At 45.9% G+C, this 17,595-nt stretch carries 10 protein-coding genes, 1 pseudogene and 1 riboswitch; of the genes and pseudogenes, 9 read left to right on the top strand and 2 right to left on the bottom strand.

Going from position 1 to position 17,595, the window contains the following annotated elements; all coding sequences use genetic code 11:
* Positions 1-80: 80 nt before the first annotated feature.
* The 5 genes and pseudogenes from BCU07_RS01860 to BCU07_RS01840 all read left to right on the top strand — a co-directional run bounded on the left by BCU07_RS01860 (position 81) and on the right by BCU07_RS01840 (position 4,370).
* Entirely contained in the window at positions 81-977 is an 897-nt protein-coding gene (locus tag BCU07_RS01860; RefSeq protein WP_048608012.1) for a LysR family transcriptional regulator, read from the top strand.
* An 88-nt stretch (positions 978-1,065) separates the two neighbouring features.
* Positions 1,066-1,359 carry a YebG family protein gene (locus tag BCU07_RS01855; RefSeq protein ID WP_004735185.1) on the top strand — a complete coding sequence of 98 codons (294 nt, stop codon included), beginning with the start codon at positions 1,066-1,068 and terminating at the stop codon, positions 1,357-1,359.
* Between the two features lie 155 nt (positions 1,360-1,514).
* A riboswitch (Fluoride riboswitch) is annotated at positions 1,515-1,598 on the top strand.
* A gap of 194 nt (positions 1,599-1,792) precedes the next feature.
* Positions 1,793-2,485: an iron-sulfur cluster assembly scaffold protein gene (locus tag BCU07_RS01850; protein WP_065206889.1), complete on the top strand. Its 693-nt coding sequence runs from the start codon at positions 1,793-1,795 to the stop codon at positions 2,483-2,485.
* A gap of 24 nt (positions 2,486-2,509) precedes the next feature.
* Positions 2,510-3,499: a GGGtGRT protein gene (locus BCU07_RS01845; RefSeq protein ID WP_102428268.1), complete on the top strand. Its 990-nt coding sequence runs from the start codon at positions 2,510-2,512 to the stop codon at positions 3,497-3,499.
* Positions 3,500-3,728: 229 nt separating this feature from the next.
* Positions 3,729-4,370 (top strand): annotated as a pseudogene (locus tag BCU07_RS01840) (MarC family protein).
* An 84-nt stretch (positions 4,371-4,454) separates the two neighbouring features.
* Here the strand turns inward: BCU07_RS01840 and ushA are convergent.
* A complete protein-coding gene (gene ushA, locus BCU07_RS01835) occupies positions 4,455-6,155 on the bottom strand; it encodes a bifunctional UDP-sugar hydrolase/5'-nucleotidase UshA (RefSeq protein ID WP_102428269.1) in 1,701 nt (566 codons plus the stop codon).
* 505 nt (positions 6,156-6,660) lie between these two features.
* On the opposite strand from ushA, the gene dapD reads away from it, so the two are divergent.
* The 4 genes from dapD to BCU07_RS01815 all read left to right on the top strand — a co-directional run bounded on the left by dapD (position 6,661) and on the right by BCU07_RS01815 (position 13,096).
* Positions 6,661-7,692 carry a 2,3,4,5-tetrahydropyridine-2,6-dicarboxylate N-succinyltransferase gene (gene dapD / locus BCU07_RS01830; protein WP_017059885.1) on the top strand — a complete coding sequence of 344 codons (1,032 nt, stop codon included), beginning with the start codon at positions 6,661-6,663 and terminating at the stop codon, positions 7,690-7,692.
* Positions 7,693-8,209: 517 nt separating this feature from the next.
* The gene (locus BCU07_RS01825; protein WP_102428270.1) at positions 8,210-8,548 is read left to right on the top strand and encodes an EF-hand domain-containing protein; all 339 of its coding nucleotides are present in this window, start codon (positions 8,210-8,212) and stop codon (positions 8,546-8,548) included.
* 124 nt (positions 8,549-8,672) lie between these two features.
* Entirely contained in the window at positions 8,673-9,995 is a 1,323-nt protein-coding gene (locus BCU07_RS01820) for an efflux RND transporter periplasmic adaptor subunit (RefSeq protein ID WP_032545691.1), read from the top strand.
* Entirely contained in the window at positions 9,992-13,096 is a 3,105-nt protein-coding gene (locus BCU07_RS01815) for an efflux RND transporter permease subunit (protein WP_102428271.1), read from the top strand. Before BCU07_RS01820 ends, BCU07_RS01815 begins: the two co-directional genes overlap by 4 nt.
* A 372-nt stretch (positions 13,097-13,468) precedes the next feature.
* Here the strand turns inward: BCU07_RS01815 and purL are convergent, their stop codons facing one another.
* Positions 13,469-17,377 (bottom strand): phosphoribosylformylglycinamidine synthase, encoded by a 3,909-nt coding sequence (purL, locus tag BCU07_RS01810; RefSeq protein WP_102428272.1) that lies wholly within the window; start codon positions 17,375-17,377, stop codon positions 13,469-13,471.
* Positions 17,378-17,595: the final 218 nt, after the last annotated feature.

Below are 17,595 nucleotides of genomic sequence, written 5' to 3'. Positions count from 1 at the left end.
AATATCCAATTATATATAACAAGTGTTCATCAATACTGAACAGAATCCATTTTCACCAGCAGAGTAAAACTAGGAATCTGATGGCTAATATTTCAATAAAACAGCTCAAAGTGTTCGTCACTATTACTCAGCACTCGACATTGACTGCTGCCTCTGAGGCTCTGTTTCTGTCTAAAGCTGCGGTCAGCATGGCACTAGGCGAAATGGAGAAACAACTCGGCCACTCTCTATTTGACCGGGTCAACAACCGATTAATTCTCAACCAAGAGGGACATAAGTTACTTCCATTGGCGGATGAGATATTACACCGTGCTGCTGGTATTGATGTTTTGTTCCGTGATGATCAGCCTTTAAGTGGCAATCTAAAGGTCGGCGCGAGTGACACGATTGGTAATCAGGTCGCACCGTTTATTCTGTCTGGCTTTCGTGAACGAACTCAACATCAGGATCAAAGCTTGTTCATTTCAAACAGTGCGCTGATCTGCCAAAAGTTGGTGGATTATGAACTTGATATCGCGCTAATTGAAGGAAAAACATTACACCCTGAACTCATTTCGAGTCAGTTTAGCAGCGATGAAATGTGTATTATTGTTAGTAATCAACATCCTCTCGTTTCAAAAGAAAAAGTGACTTTAAGCGATTTAGAAGATAGTCACTGGATTCTACGTGAATCAGGCTCAGGGACTCGCGAGTTTTTCCTTCGTGCAGTCGCACCGCGTATCGAACACTGGTATGAATCCTTTGAACTCAACACCACCGAGGCGATCATCAATTCAGTTTCTGCCAATCTTGGATTCGCGTGTTTATCACGACTGGCGGCGCAACGAGCAATTGACTCAGGCCGAGTGAAAGCACTCGATGTCCCACTCGACATGAAACGACGTTTCTGGATGCTGGTACACAAAGACAAATACCAGAGCCCGCTGCTGAAATCTTTCATGAGTTATTGTGAAGACTGGGCTACACATCAAGATTGAGGCCGCATTGTTAGGGCTCCAACTGGACTTTTAACATCAGAAACTGTATAAAAAGCCAGTAAAATTTATCAAACTTAGAGGATTAACCATGGCTGTTATCGTCAAGTACGTGGTCGAACGCAACGGAGAAGAGAAAATGACTTTTACCTCTAAAGCCGAAGCTGACGCATACGACAAAATGCTGGATATGGCTGATGAGCTTTTTGAACTGTTAAGCAAAAGCGACTTAGTTGAAGATGAAGGCAAGCAAGAAGAACTTGCAATGTACCTAGCGAAGAATAAAGAAGAAGTTCTTTATGCATTAGGTGCTAAGCGCAAACCAGCTCCGAAAAAAGAAAAGAAACTTGAAGCTGTTGAAGACGCAGAAGAAGATGCAGCGTAACTAGCTGATACCTCTGTTGAAAACGTCAATGACACCTCTAATTAGAGCTCGTTATTGGCGTTTTTTTATACTTATCGAAATATAATGAACTCTGTTTATAGTCGAAATCGCTCTAAACATTCGCTTGCATGAAAGTGTGATAAAGATCTAATCTATAGCCATCAGGTGATGGGGTTCCACCTAAGCTTTTGCTTCAACCGCCCGTTCTTTCGAACAGTGCTAATGACTCCTACAGAATCGAAAACAGGTAATACTGTTGGATGTATCGCTATTCCTCCATTTTGAAATGGACTTAGTCTCTTAAGGCCGAGCTTCATGACACCTTTGGATTATCGATACTCAAGATCTGTAGTGAATTAGCCGCACCTCTTCCAACACGTCCTGTTTTCTCAACACTCTAGGTCTTCAATGACTCTAACTGTGAGAAAACATTATGCACTACTCTTCAGAAATTCAATCAATGTGCCCTATTCAAAGGGGTGATCTGCACACTTCAGCGCCAATTCCAGTTGAAGGCGCTATGGTTAGTCCAAAAGACGTTATCGCTATTTCGGGCTTAAGCCATGGCGTCGGCACTTGTGCACCACAACAAGGTGCAGCAAAACTAACGCTGAACGTAAAAAACGGCATCATCGAAGAAGCACTAATCGAAACGATTGGTTGTTCAGGCATGACTCAATCAGCCGCGATGGCAGCCGAAATCCTCACAGGAAGAACCATTCTTGAAGCTCTGAATACTGACTTGGTGTGTGACGCTATTAACGTAGCCATGCGCGAAATCTTTCTGCAATTCGTTTACGGTCGAACTCAATCTGCATTCTCTGAAGGCGGCCTAGAAATTGGCGCTGCATTAGAAGACCTAGGTCAAACACAACGTAGTCAAGTAGGTACCAGCTATTCAACCTCAGCGAAAGGCGTTCGTTACCTAGAGCTTGCAGAGGGTTACGTGACTAAGCTTGCACTTGATGACCATAGCGAAGTAATTGGCTACGAATATCTCAACCTCGGCAAAATGATGAAGGCGATTAATCAAGGTATGTCAGCTAATGAAGCAGCAGACCTTGCTATGGGAACCTACGGTCGCTTCGATGAAGCTGTCACCACTATTAACCCACGCCAACAATAATTTTTGCCAATTTAGAGGAAAGATATGATGAACACTCAATTTAATGAATCAGTAACTCGCGTATTGGCAGAAATGAACTTCGACTCTTTAGAGCAAGCGAACCAATACTGTAAATCACACAATGTCGACCCAAAAGCCATGGTGATGGACACCCAACCTATTGCTTTTGAAAGCGCTGCCGATGCTTATATTCTTGGCTCAGCACTGGCGTTATTTCGCAAAGCCACCAGCGCTGAACAAGCTGCAAATATCATTGGTAAAGGCCTTCAAGCATTCACTAAACCCGGCAGTGTTGCTGAGCAACGCCAAGTCGGTATCGGACATGGTGCGCTAGCCGCTCGTCTTCTCAATGAAGAGAGCCACTGCTTCGCCTTTCTTGCGGGTCACGAGTCTTTTGCTGCTGCAGAAGGTGCGATTAAAATCGCACTCAACGTCAACAAATCACGTCACAATCCATTAAAGGTAATCCTAAATGGTCTAGGTAAAGATGCGGCTTACTTAATCTCTCGCATCAATGGTTTTACCTATGTTCGCACTCAATACGATTACCAAACGGGTGAACTTGTTGAAACAGAACGTCGCCGTTTCTCACAAGGCCCTCGCGGAGAGATCTTGTGTTACGGCGCTGATGATGTACGTGAAGGCGTGGCAATCATGCACAGAGAAGAAGTGGATGTAAGTATTACGGGTAACTCAACTAACCCAACGCGCTTCCAACACCCTGTTGCAGGTATCTACAAAGCAGAACGTACTCGCCAAGGTTTACCTTACTTCTCAGTTGCTTCAGGCGGCGGTACAGGTAGAACATTGCACCCAGATAACGTGGCAGCTGGCCCAGCGTCTTACGGCATGACAGATACCATGGGCAGAATGCACGCTGACGCTCAGTTTGCAGGTAGCTCTTCTGTTCCGGCTCACGTGGCAATGATGGGCTTCATCGGTATGGGTAACAACCCAATGGTCGGTGCGACAGTTGCATTGGCTGTGGCGGTGAGCGAATCTTTGAACGCATAACGACAAAATTGAGCGCCACGATTTATCCATAGAGTAGAGTCCGTTAATTGAGAAACAAGTAATAACAAACGACCAAAACTCTACACCTATCACTAAAACCAAACAGCCAGCCTTATGCTGGCTGTTTTTTATTCACACTTGCTCTACTATCTATTTCTAATAATTATTTGTATCTAAGATTAAATACACAAACCATTCGTATTTAACTGCATCTTTTCAAAGGAATAATATGAAAGAGCTCATCATTCATACCATTACCGTGTTCATGGGCTTTTTTGCCATCATGAACCCTATCGCCAACACACCGATCTTTCTTTGATTAACAGGTGATAATGATAGGGAAACGGTCAAGTCTATCGCTTTCCGCTCAGTGTTCATCGCCTTCATCATCGTCAGCACCTTTGCTGTCTCGGGTAAACTCATCTTCGACCTCTTTGGTATCACGCTTTACGCGCTTCGTATCACCGGCGGGATCCTCGTGTTCTTGATTGGCTTTCATATGCTGCAAGGTGACTCAACACACTCTAAAGCAAAAGAGAAGGTCAACTCAGACGCTCAACAAGATGCGGCGCTCAGTATCGCCGTCTCGCCACTGGCAATGCCAATATTAGCCGGACCGGGCACCATTGCCACCGCGATGAACTTTGCCAGCACCGAAGGCATCTACGAAACTATCATCACCATCGTCGCCTTTGGCCTACTATGCGCCTTAACCTACGTATTGTTTGTATTTGGCGAGCGCTTCGTTAAAGCCGTTGGACCAAGTGCATTGAATGTAATTACCCGAATGATGGGTTTGATACTCGCCGTTATTGGTATGCAGATGCTGATTGAAGGTATTGAACAAGCTCATAAGGCGCTGTTTGTTTAAGCTCAGAACAACAAATTTCTGATACAAAAATAGCCAGCGATTCGCTGGCTATTTTCTTTGGCGCTTTTGTTTACGAATTATAAATTAGTTCGCAGGGCAGCCTTTTACTTCTAAACCTTTACTCATGTAGATTAGATCACCATCCGCTGGTGCGTAATTCGCTGCAGTGACATCAGGGTTCTTAACAAAGAATTCGCGCAGTACCGAGGCATCCGTTAACTGTGTCGATTCAACGTCAATTACTGGGTAGTCATCACCACCAGCCGCACTGAAACTGATCACGGAGAACGTGTAAGTGTCTGCTAAATCAAAACCTTTGCCATTGATGTCTCGAATGGTCACATCACTCAAATCGCAGTCAACCGTTAAGCTGATATTGTCGAGTTGGGCATAAGCGCCGGATCCTGCAGTCTTCGTCGCAACAACGTCCAAATACGCTTTTACTTCAGCACCTGTCATCGTTGCTTTAGTCACGAAGTTCCCGAAAGGTTGAACCGTCAGTACATCACGATAAGCAATGTCTCCTGCCGCAATTGAGTCACGGACACCACCAGAGTTCATTACACCAAAGTCAGCATTCACCAATTCATAAGTGCGGTATGCTTCTCCTAACAAGTGACCAAGATTAGTTTGTTCTGAACGAACAACATCACGATCACCTTCCAGTTTTGCATCTGTCTTTGAGATGATGACATCGAGGAGATCTTGCCCTTGTTGTTGATATGGGTAGAGAGTAGCTTTTACAGCTGCATCAGGCTTTATTTCAGATTGAATAAACTGATAATCACCGTTTTCATCCTTCTCTTTTAGGTTCACAGGAACCAGATCGTACTTCGCTAAATGCAGTTTGCCGTCATAAAACTCAAAGTCAGCTCTGCCTACATACTTACCCCACTCGTGAGCTTGCATGATGTAGGTACCATTTTGCTGATCAGGTTTGCAGTCATCCCCTGGGTTGAAGTCGGCGTATTCATTGCCTTCCATACAAACAGGGTTTTGAGAGTGTCCACCAATAATTGCATCTAGCTGACCTTCTTCTAGAGAGCGAGCAAGCAATACATCGCCAAGCGCTTCACTACCATGCTGACCATCTGCGTAATGCCCCATATGCGTGGTAGCAAAAATCAGGTCAACCGTTTCATTGGCCTCTATTTCTTTTATGGCTTTTTTGATTTCAACTTGTGGGTCGGCAAAGTGAATTGTCGCGACGTTGTCAGGATTAACTAATTTAGCCGTATCTTTGGTTGTCAGGCCAATAACAGCAATCTTTAAACCATTAATGGTGAATACTTTATATGGAGAGAAAAGGCGTTCATCAGTAACTGTGTCTCCATCTTTGATATAAATATTCGCCGCAAGCATCGGGAAGTCAGCTAGCTCAGATTGCATCTCAAGCACATCCAAGGTGTTGTCGAATTCATGGTTACCTAATGCCATCGCATCGTAACCAAGAAGGTTCATGCCAACAAAATCTGGTATCGCATCCTGCATATCAGACTCTGGAACACCAGTATTAATGTCACCACCGGACAGTAGGATCGTCTCACCACCGTTTTGAGTCACTTCCGCACGAATACTATCAATCAACGTCTTACGAGCCGCCATTCCATACTCACCCTTACTATTTTCCCAGAAGCGACCATGGTTATCGTTGGTATGTAAAACAGTAAACTTGGTACAAGAAGCGGCAGTGTCACATGTCACTGCGATATCGTCACTGTCCGAGCCACAACCAACCATCGCTACGCCGATAGATAACACCAGTAAAGACTTAGTAAAATTCATAGAAGATCCTTTATTAATCGTTTTAATGTCGTTATGGCAGGCAATATACTGACATCTTGCAGGGTTTTAGTGATCGTTCTCTTAATTACATGTCTGGAAAGTTGAGTATTTACCCTAACTGTAGGCACAAGCGATTAATCAACAGAAGTCGAATAATTCTGATAATAAACATGAATTTATAAAGAAAGTGTGACTCACTCTATTGATACGGCTAACAAGAGGATGGACTAAAGATAAGTGTCAGGCATGGAAATGAAATGGCACCGCGCTACTTAAGTAAGAACGCCCATATTTAAGAGCGAGGTATAATATCCGGATAATGAAAACTATCTCTCAAAAGACAAGCAATATCATTTTACAGACTTTATCCCGATACGCCCTTTCATAACGAGGGCGCTCTCTTTATGATGAACGCAATTAAATTAACTTTGCTAACGGCAGCGCTTGTTATTCGAGCCGTTGTTTTGGAATAGTAAAATCAAGACTCAACACATGGAGATTCAACATGGCTTATTTTTCACTAGCCTTCGGTACGGCAACCAAAAATCGCGACAATAAAATCATTGAAGCGTTCTTCCCTAACCCGCTTCTAAACCCAAGCGACGCTCTTGTAGCAGCTGTAGCTGAAGTGTCAGGTTACGCTGAAGGCAACCAAGCTATCGAAATCTCTGCTGCACAAAGCGCAGAACTGGCGAAAGCATTCGCAGCAAACGATGATGCAGCTAACGCATCTTTCGCAGAAAAAGCGGCAGCGTCTGAACAGCCACTTGTTCTTGTTGTTCTTGCTACTGACGAGAAGCCAGCATCAGTTGCTGAAGGCTTCCTAAAGCTACAACTTATCTCTAACCGCCTAGTACAACCACACGGTACGGTACTGGACGGCATCTTCGGTCTACTGCACAACATCGCATGGACAAACGAAGGCCCTATCGACCTACCTGAGCTGGCTGAGCGTCAAATCGAAGCTCGCCTTGCAGGTCGTGCTCTGTCTGTAGATTGCGTAGACAAGTTCCCTAAAATGGTGGACTACGTAGTACCAACAGGTATTCGTATTGCTGACACTTCTCGTGTTCGTCTTGGCGCACACGTAGGCGAAGGCACAACAGTAATGCACGAAGGTTTCATCAACTTCAATGCTGGTACAACTGGCGTGAGCATGGTTGAAGGTCGTATCTCTGCGGGTGTTGTTGTAGGTAACGGTTCAGACATCGGCGGCGGCGCTTCTATCATGGGTACTCTGTCTGGTGGCGGTACGATGGTTATCTCTATCGGCGAAAACTGCCTACTAGGCGCAAACGCGGGTCTTGGCTTCCCTATGGGTGACCGTTGTACAGTTGAGTCTGGTCTTTACGTGACTGCGGGTACTAAGGTTCGCATGCTAGATAAAGAAGGCAATGAAGTAGAAATCATTAAAGCTCGCGATCTTGCTGGCGTGTCTGATCTTCTGTTCCGTCGCAACTCAATCACAGGCCAAATCGAGTGCCTAGCGAACAAGTCTGCGGTTGAGCTAAACAGCGAGCTGCACAGCAACAACTAATCTAAGCACTAGATGCTAGATGCTAGATGCTAGATGCTAGAAAATAATAAGCCGCTGGGGTTCAATCCAGCGGCTTTTTTGTATGTTCTGGGAATCATTATTGCCCCATTACCAGTCAGGGTTAACAGAATGTTAACATGTATTTGCCCTACTAAAAGTAATCCCTTGTCTGTTGGATATTTGCAAGGCAAACTGCTGGGCAAAAGTTCGAAAACACTCTGAATGTCTAAAAATCGCCATATTTTTCGAAACTAGGGATTTTATATCATTGGCTTTTCGGTTTCGGTGGCTGAAAGTTTGGGATAATTTGAAAACCATTTGGACATAGCTATGCCTGTACTCTTACCAGAGTACTAGCGGCAGAAGTTTCATAATTTCTGTTGCGCTGCGCTTACAAACCGATAAGAACATAAATCGATATCTACTTAGCCATCTTTACATACCTTTACATCACATGACGTTATCTTACTTACATTAGTATATTCTTAAGTAGTGAAACAAAGAGAAGGAAAACGTCATGAAAATCAAAAGCACGATAATCGCGTTACTCGGTATCGTTATTGCCTTCGGAGCAATGGCTGGTGGCATGAATAACAATATGTCACGCCCAGTATTTTCACAGTTTGATCTCGATGGTGATGGCAAGATAACCGAAGCCGAGTTCAATCAAGCACGCTCAGAACGTATTGCCCAGCGAGCAGAAGAGGGACGTACGTTGAAAAATATCAATCAAAGCCACAGTTTTGCTTCGTTAGATAGCAACGCGGATCGCGCTATCTCTCAACAAGAGTTTAATGCTCATCAAGGCATGGTGAACCCCAAAAATACCATGGGCAAAGGCAAAAACAATCAGTAGCTCAATTCAATCAGGCCTCCATTTGTGAGGCCTGACTTATTTTGAGATCAAGGAAGCAAATCCGCTTATGTTGGTGTGCTACCTTTTGCTTAAGGAAAAGCTAATATATAGTAAGGGAATCGCTATGACTAGGTATAGCTGGTTACAAAGGGCTCTGTTTGTTCCTCCTGTTTTGTTGGGCATCGCGTTATTGGTGATCGCACCAGGGATGAAGGCTGAACCGCCTAATGCGAGTAATACGGCTGCTAAAAAGGTGGTTCGGGTGTTGAAAGTCGAGCCGCGAAATATCCAACCTTCTGCCATCGGATATGGACATACCGAGTCTGTTCAAGACTGGCAGGCACAGTCTGAACTTGACGGCGCGGTTGTGTGGGTTTCTGAGCAATACAAAACGGGCGCTATTATCCGCAAAGACAGCGAACTCCTTAGAATTGACCCCACCGCTTATCAACTTACTATTGCCCGTTTGCAAGCTGAGCTTGAAGTGCTAATGCTAACGAATCAGACCATTATCGATTCGCTCAAGATTGCAGAGAAAGAGTTTGAGGTACAACAGTCAGAATATGCCCGCTCAATCAAATTGAGTGAAACCGGGCATATCTCCAAAACAGAGAAAGACCGCGCGACCAAAGACTTGCTCAGCAGCCAGCAACAGCTCCAGACACAGAAAAACCAACTGGCAATTAATCAAGCGCAGCAAAAGGTTTTGCAAACGGAACTAGCACTTGCAAACCGAGATCTCGAACAAACCGTAATTAAAGCCCCATTTGATATTCGCATTGTCGAAACCTTGGTTGGACTCGCCGAGTATGTCAACAAGGGGGAATTGCTGCTCAAAGCGGATGACATCGATGCCGTTGAGGTTCGCGCGCAGTTTCCGCTTGGTAAAATGCGTCCGCTAAGAAATTCCAATCGCTTTGACTCGCTTGACGAAGATGTTCATAGCAACTTGAGCGCGACAGTCGAGCTCCAAGCAGGCGATAAAGTAATTACTTGGCCTGCCGAGATCAGCCGCTCCGGCGGTGAAATCGATGCTCAGACTCAAAGCCAAAGCCTGGTTGCACAAGTAAATCAGCCCTATCAGCAAGCCATTCCCGGGGAGAAGCCACCACTTATTCGTGGGACTTTCGTTAAAGTCACGATTAAAGCACCAATGATGGAGCAACAAGTCTTGCTACCGATAAACGCCATCCATGATGGTAAAGTTTACACTGTCTCTGAAGGTAAACTGAAAAGCAAACCTGTCAGGATAGATTTCGTCCAAGGGCAGGTTGCGGTGATCAAATCTGGCGTGGAATTCGGTGATGTGGTTGTACTAAGTAAACTTTCACCCGCCGTTGAGGGGATGGCTTTACAACCGCAACCGGATGAGAAAATCGGCCTTTGGTTGGATACGCAGAGCGGATTTAAAGCCCTAAACGCGATTCAGAAAGAGGGCAAATTATGATCGCTTTTTTTGCTCGGCACACCACTGGCGCCAATGTCCTGATGATGGCGGTACTGCTGTTAGGGGCTTTTGCCTTGCCCAAACTGCAGAAAGACACTTTTCCGTTGACGCCGACCAAAAATATTGAGGTTCGGATCGTTTATCCGGGCGCGTCACCTTTTGAGATGATGGAAGAAGTGTGTTACCCGTTGGAAGATTCTCTCGATAAGCTGAGTGGAATTAAAGAGTTAAGCTGTGATGCCCGAGAGAGTTTGGTCATCGCCAATGTGGAAATCGGCGATGATGAAGACATTGACACTTTAACCAGCGATATTCAACAGCAGGTTAACGCCATCAGTGATTTTCCGGATCGAGTTGAGCAGATCACGGTGTCGAAACTGGACCGAGTGGCAACGGTGGCCAGTGTCGCGATTACCGGCAATATGTCAGATAGGGACTTATATCTCTATGCCCAACAAATTAAGCACAAGTTAAAAGAGAGCCCATTGATCGCTCAGGTGACCGTGAGCGGTTTTGCGGATCAAGAAATAGAAATTCGCGTATCGCAGTGGAAGTTGCAGCAGTACGGCCTGAGTGTGTCCGACTTGTCCAATCTAGTACAACAGCAAAGTATCAGCACTCCTGCTGGCGTATTTAGTAATGACTTGGAAGAGATCAGCGTCCGCTTCGACCACTTAGGCAGCAACGTCAGAGACTTCGAAAATATCGTGATTAAATCCAGTGAGACGGGGACTCAGGTTCGCCTCGGTGATGTTGCCGTTATTCAGCAGAAGTTCACTAGCGATGAAAATCAAATCCTGTTCAATGGTCAGCGTGCCGCTTTGCTTCAGGTGTCCAAAACGCAATTTCAAGATACCTTAACGGTCAAAGATGCGATCGTCAGCATCGTTGAAAAAGAACAGGCGAGAGCCCCTGAAGGCGTCGCTTTAACCATCACCCAAGATTCCAGCACCAATATTATTGAGCGTCTGAGAATCCTCACCAGCAATGGCGCACAGGGATTAGCACTGGCATTTTTGATGTTGTGGGCGTTTTTTAATATTCGCTTTAGCTTTTGGGTCACCATGGGGCTGCCGGTTTCATTCCTTGGCGCCATTTTTGCGATACAACTTCTCGGTTATACCCTGAATATGATGACGCTGGTCGGGCTGATTGTCGCGATTGGTCTGCTAATGGACGACTCGTTGATCATTGCAGAAAACATCGCTGCCAAGAGGCAACAAGGGCTACCCGCGTTTGACGCTGCAGTTGAAGGTACCAAACAAGTCTTCCCAGGTGTGATTGCATCGTTTGCTACCACCATCATGGTGATAGGGCCGCTGATGTTTCTCACAGGCAAGATGGGCGAAGTACTACGCTATATTCCCATCGTGTTATTGATTACCTTGCTTGTTAGTCTGATAGAAGCTTTCTTGATCTTGCCGTCTCATTTGGCACATAGCCATACTGAATCTCGCTCTAATCCTATACGGGACAAGTTCATTGCCGGTTTTGAAAACATCAGAGACAGATTCTTTGTGCCAGTGAGTGTCAAGGCGATGAATGCACCTTATCTTTCAGTAGGGATATTGGTGATGGTGGTGATGATTTCAACCGCTTCCATTTCGTCAGGTTGGCTGAAATTCAAAGCCATGCCTGCCTTGGAAAGTGATGTGCTGCAGGCGCGTATCTTGCTCCCTCAAGGCAGTTTACTGAGCCAGACAGAGGCGGTGGTGGAGAAGGTTTCAAACGCGCTTGATGAACTCAACCAAGAATACGCAGAGAAATACCCAAGCTCAAAACCTTTGGTCGCGAGCACCACGATCATGTTCAACTCAAATGCTGATGCTAATGAGTCGGGGCCGCATATGGCAACCGTCAGTGCCGATCTATTGCCAGCGCAATTTAGGCAGCAGAGCATTAAAGATCTGATCCAAGATTGGAAACAAAAAGTAGGCCCTACGGCGGATGTGGTTTCACTCAAGTTTACCGATAAAGAACGGGGCATTGCTGGCAATGGCATTGATATTCGGGTTCAGGGTGAGTCGTTACAAGAGCTCAATCAAGTCAGCCGCTCGCTGATGAAATGGTTGAAGGGATTTGACGGTGTCTATAACCTCTCCACCGATCTGCGTGAGGGCAGAACCGAATTTCACGTTAACCTTAAAGATGAAGCTGGCGTGATGGGAGTTAATGCTTCCAACATTGCTCAAACGCTGCGCAGCGCGGTAAAAGGCAGTACTGATCTGACGGTTTTCCAACAAGGCGAGCTGGTGGATATTAGTGTGAGACTGGATGAGTTTACGCACCAAGCTAGCCTGTATGAGTTGAATAACTTGATGGTGACGGCAGGCAATGGAACCCTAGTTCCATTATCAAGTGTTGCGACGTTTGACAGAAAACAAGCCTTCTCGCGAATTCACCGCATTAATGGGATGAACACTGTGGTTGTGCAAGGCAATATCGATACGCGGGTTGCCAATGCGCGTGAAATTATGCTGCAGTTCAATAGCGAATTTGTCTCGCAAACTCAACACAAATTCCCAGACATCACCTTCACCTCGCAAGGTCAGGATAAAGAAAGCTCAGATACGGGCTCCTCGCTGGCGACCTTCTTTGCTCTTGGCGTGGTGGGGATTTATCTTATTTTAGTGTTCCTGTTACAAAGCTACACTCAACCGATTGCTGTGCTGCTGGCAATCCCTATGGGCTGGATTGGTGTGGTATGGGGGCACTTGGGCATGGGGTTCGATTTGACTATTCCAAGCTTGGTTGGCTTTGCTACCTTAGCGGGTATCGTCGTTAACGATAACATTCTGTTGGTCAATTTTATTAAGAAGAATATCGCCCAAGGCGAGCGCTTGATAGACGCTTGTCGAGAGGCGGTACGTGACCGATTTAGAGCGATATTTATCACCTCGTTAACCACATTTGCAGGATTGCTTCCACTGTTAACCGAAACCAGTACGCAAGCGCAATTTCTGATCCCGTTAATTGCCAGTATTGCGTTTGGCTTAGTCTCGGCTACGTTACTAGCGTCAATTGTTGTGCCTTGCGTGCTGCTTATTTTGGACGATTTAAAGCTGACCAAATGGGCAGAAGGTGCTCAATCTTCCCTTTGAGGCCCTTGGGAGTGCATGCTGAACCATGTCATTTAGCCCGGCATGAAAATGGTAGTTTGCGTAGAATTTATTTGGCGATTAAACCCTATCACTGACTGCTGTTTTTTTGCGTACAAAAAACAATAGGGTCAGGTCTTGTCTTTTGCTCTTTGGTGGCAGTTTTTCTATCAGGTTTAGTTATTTGTCATACCTGAAGTTATTAGTCATTTGCTAATGTTTGATTTTCCAAAACTCATTTCTGTCCAAAAGTTTGTTATACACACATCCACTATACGGTGATCCCTACACCACACTCACCACCAAAAAAAGCGCAGACCTTTCGATCTGCGCTTGTGGTTATTGTCCCGATAACACTGTTTAAATCGTTTTCAATTAACCCACGTTCTTACGTGCGTTTTGGAACATACGCATCCAAGCGCCATTCTCGCCCCAACCTTCCGGAGACCAAGAGTTTGCAACCGTACGGAATACACGCTCTGGGTGAGGCATCATAATTGTCACGCGGCCGTCAGTCGTTGTTAAACCTGTGATAGCGTTTGGCGAACCATTCGGGTTATTCGGGTATTGCTGCGTTTGGTTACCGTTGTTATCAACGTAACGTAGAGCAACCGTACCTGAGTTTTCAATCGCGTTTAGGTGGTCGTTATCACGTACTTCTACGCGGCCTTCACCGTGAGAAACAGCGATTGGCATACGAGAACCTTCCATGCCGTTGAAGAATACAGAATCTGACTTCTGAACTTCTACTAGGCTGAAACGTGCTTCAAAGCGCTCAGATTCGTTGCGAACGAAACGTGGCCAGTACTCTGCACCAGGGATAAGTTCACGTAGGTTAGACAACATCTGACAACCGTTACACACACCTAGAGAGAAGGTATCTTCACGCTTGAAGAAGTTTTCAAATTGCTCACGAGTAGAGTCATTAAACAAAACCGACTTAGCCCAACCTTCACCAGCGCCTAGTACGTCACCGTAAGAGAAGCCACCACAAGCCACAAGGCCGTTGTACTCTTCTAGAACTGCTTGACCCGTAAGGATGTCGCTCATGTGAATATCAGTTGCTTCGAAGCCTGCACGGTCGAATGCTGCTGCCATTTCAACGTGAGAGTTAACACCCTGCTCACGTAGAATCGCCATCTTAGGCTTAGCGCCAGTGTTGATGAACGGTGCAGCAATGTCTTCGTTTACGTCAAAGCTTAGTTTTACGTTCAGACCTGGGTCTGAATTGTCTTTCTTCGCTTCGTGTTCTTGGTCTGCACAGATTGGGTTATCACGTAGACCTTGCATCTTGTGCGTCGTCTCAGCCCAGATAGTACGTAGTTCAGTACGGTTACGTTGGATTACAACGTCTGCGCCTGACTTAATCACTAGCTCATCAGAAGCTTCCCCTTCACCAACAACGCTGCCAATCACATGAGAACATGCTTCTAGACCGTTAGCTGCAAGAGTAGAAAGTACTGCGTCTAGGTCGTCGTTACGAACTTGGATTACCGCACCCAGTTCTTCGTTGAAAAGTGCCGCAAGCGTATCTTCGCCTAACGCTGCAATATCAGCGTTAACACCACAATGACCTGCGAACGCCATTTCTGCTAGCGTTACGAATAGACCACCATCGCCTTTATCGTGGTAAGCGACAACTTGGTCGTTCGCTACAAGTGCTTGAACGCCTTCGTAGAAACCTTTTAGTTGCGCTGCGTTGTCTACGTCTGCTGGCTTGTCACCAAGCTGCTTGTAAACCTGTGCAAGTGCTGTTGCACCCATACGGTTTTTGCCGTTACCTAGGTCGATAAGAACTAGGCTTGTATTACCTTTGTCAGTGCGAAGCTGAGGAGTAATCGTCTTACGAACATCTTCAACACGTGCAAACGCAGTGATAACAAGAGATAGCGGAGACGTTACTTCTTTCTGCTCGCCATTCTCTTCCCACTTAGTCTTCATCGACATTGAGTCTTTACCCACTGGGATAGTTAGACCCAGAGCTGGACATAGTTCTTCACCAACCGCTTTAACCGCTTCGTAAAGACCTGCATCTTCACCTGGGTGACCTGCTGGAGACATCCAGTTAGCCGACAGTTTAATGTGTTTGATATCGCCGATGTTGGTCGCTGCGATGTTAGTAATTGCTTCACCAACCGCTAGACGAGCCGATGCGCCGAAGTCTAGAAGTGCCACTGGCGTACGCTCACCAAGAGACATAGCCTCACCGTGGTAAGAGTCGTAGCTTGCCGCTGTTACTGCGCAGTTAGCAACAGGAACCTGCCATGGACCAACCATTTGGTCACGAGCTACAAGGCCTGTTACCGAGCGGTCACCGATGGTGATAAGGAATGTTTTCTCAGCGACTGTTGGCAAGCGAAGAACACGGTCAACCGCTTCGTTCATCTCGATGCCAGAACGGTCAATCGCAGGGTTGTTAGCTTTTAGCGTTTTCGCGTCACGGTGCATCTTAGGTGTTTTACCTAATAGGATGTCCATTGGCATGTCGATTGGCGTGTTGTCGAAGTGTGAATCTTCTAATTTCAGATCACGTTCTTCAGTTGCTTTACCAACCACCGCGTACGGTGCACGTTCACGCTTACAAATCGCGTCGAACGTTGCCATGTCTTTATCAGCAACCGCCATTACATAACGCTCTTGAGATTCGTTACACCAGATCTCAAGTGGGCTCATGCCCGGCTCATCGTTTGGCACGTCACGTAGATTAAAGATACCGCCACGCTCGCCATCGTCGACTAGCTCAGGAAGAGCATTCGAGATACCGCCCGCGCCCACATCGTGGATAAATGCGATTGGGTTCGCATCACCAAGCTGCCAACAACGGTCGATAACTTCCTGACAACGACGCTCCATCTCTGGGTTTTCACGTTGTACAGAAGCGAAATCAAGATCTTCAGAAGAAGAACCAGAATCCATTGAAGATGCCGCACCGCCACCAAGGCCGATGTTCATCGCAGGACCACCTAGAACGATTAGGCTTGCACCTACCGGGATCTCTTTCTTCTGAACGTGCTCATCACGGATGTTGCCAAGACCACCAGCTAGCATGATTGGTTTGTGGTAACCACGCACTTCTTCACCTGCGTGAGAGTTTACTTTCTCTTCGTAAGTACGGAAGTAGCCAAGTAGGTTTGGACGACCAAATTCGTTGTTGAATGCCGCGCCACCAAGAGGACCTTCAAGCATGATATCCAGAGCAGTAACGATACGGCTTGGCTTACCAAAGTCAGTTTCCCAAGGTTGAACGAAGTTCGGGATCTTAAGGTTAGATACAGAGAAAGCAACAAGACCCGCTTTTGGCTTACCACCAATACCGGTTGCGCCTTCATCACGGATTTCACCGCCTGAACCTGTCGATGCGCCTGGCCATGGAGAGATTGCCGTTGGGTGGTTGTGCGTTTCAACCTTCATCAAGATGTGTGTTTTCTCTTGGTGGTAGTTGTACTGGCGAGTTTCTGGATCTGGGAAGAAGCGACCAACTTCAGAACCTGTCATTACCGCTGCGTTATCTTTATAAGCAGACAGAACATGTTCTGGTGTCGTTTCAAAGGTGTTCTTAATCATCTTGAACAATGATTTTTCTTGCTTAACGCCATCGATAGTCCAATCAGCGTTAAAGATCTTATGACGACAGTGCTCTGAGTTCGCTTGTGCAAACATCATTAGCTCGATGTCCGTCGGGTTACGACCTAGCTTCTCAGTGAAGCTTTCAAGAAGGTAATCAATCTCATCTTCTGCAAGTGCAAGACCTAGGGTAACGTTTGCTTTTTCAAGCGCTTTACGTCCACCAGTTAGTAGGTCAACTTCCGCATAAGGAGCAGGCTCAGCAACGGTAAATAGTGCCGCCGCTGATTCGAAGTCAGTGAAAACCACTTCCATCATACGGTCGTGCAGGATTGCTTTCAGCTCAACAAGTTGAAGTTCAGAAAGTTCAGCAGAGGTTTCAATGTAGAAAGCAGTACCGCGCTCTAGACGTGACACTTTAGCCAGTCCGCAGTTGTGTGCGATATCTGTTGATTTTGAAGACCAAGGCGAGATAGTGCCTGGGCGTGGCGTTGCAAGCAGCAGTAAACCTTCAGGTTCATGCTCTTCAATCGTTGGACCGTAAGTCAGTAGCTTTTCTAGCTTCTCAACTTCAGACTCATCTAGGTCTGCCGTTAGATCAGCAAAGTGGGCAAACTCAGCGTAAATACCTGTTACAGGTAAGCTTAATTCACGACAAAGCTCTAAAAGCTTGTTAACACGAAACTCAGATAGAGCTGGGGAGCCACGCAAAATTCTCATGTGCTTACGTCTCTTATGCAGTTGATTAAGGTAGTATTGGAATAAATTCAGTGGGTTAAAGGAAAAACCTAACTGTTTTCTTCGAAGCTATTCCCGAAGGTTTAAAAACCTATGCCGATCCCACCTCTTCAATGCGAGCGCATTATAAAGCATTTCTTTTTGTGACGTAACACCAAAAGCAACCGTTTGCGTGATTTTTTTTATCTTTCTGCGTAAAT

It is taken from the genome of Vibrio sp. 10N.261.54.E10 (genome assembly GCF_002877735.2).
In the GTDB taxonomy this organism is placed as follows: Bacteria; Pseudomonadota; Gammaproteobacteria; order Enterobacterales; family Vibrionaceae; genus Vibrio; species Vibrio crassostreae_C.
This window is presented reverse-complemented; position numbering and strand designations above follow the sequence as displayed.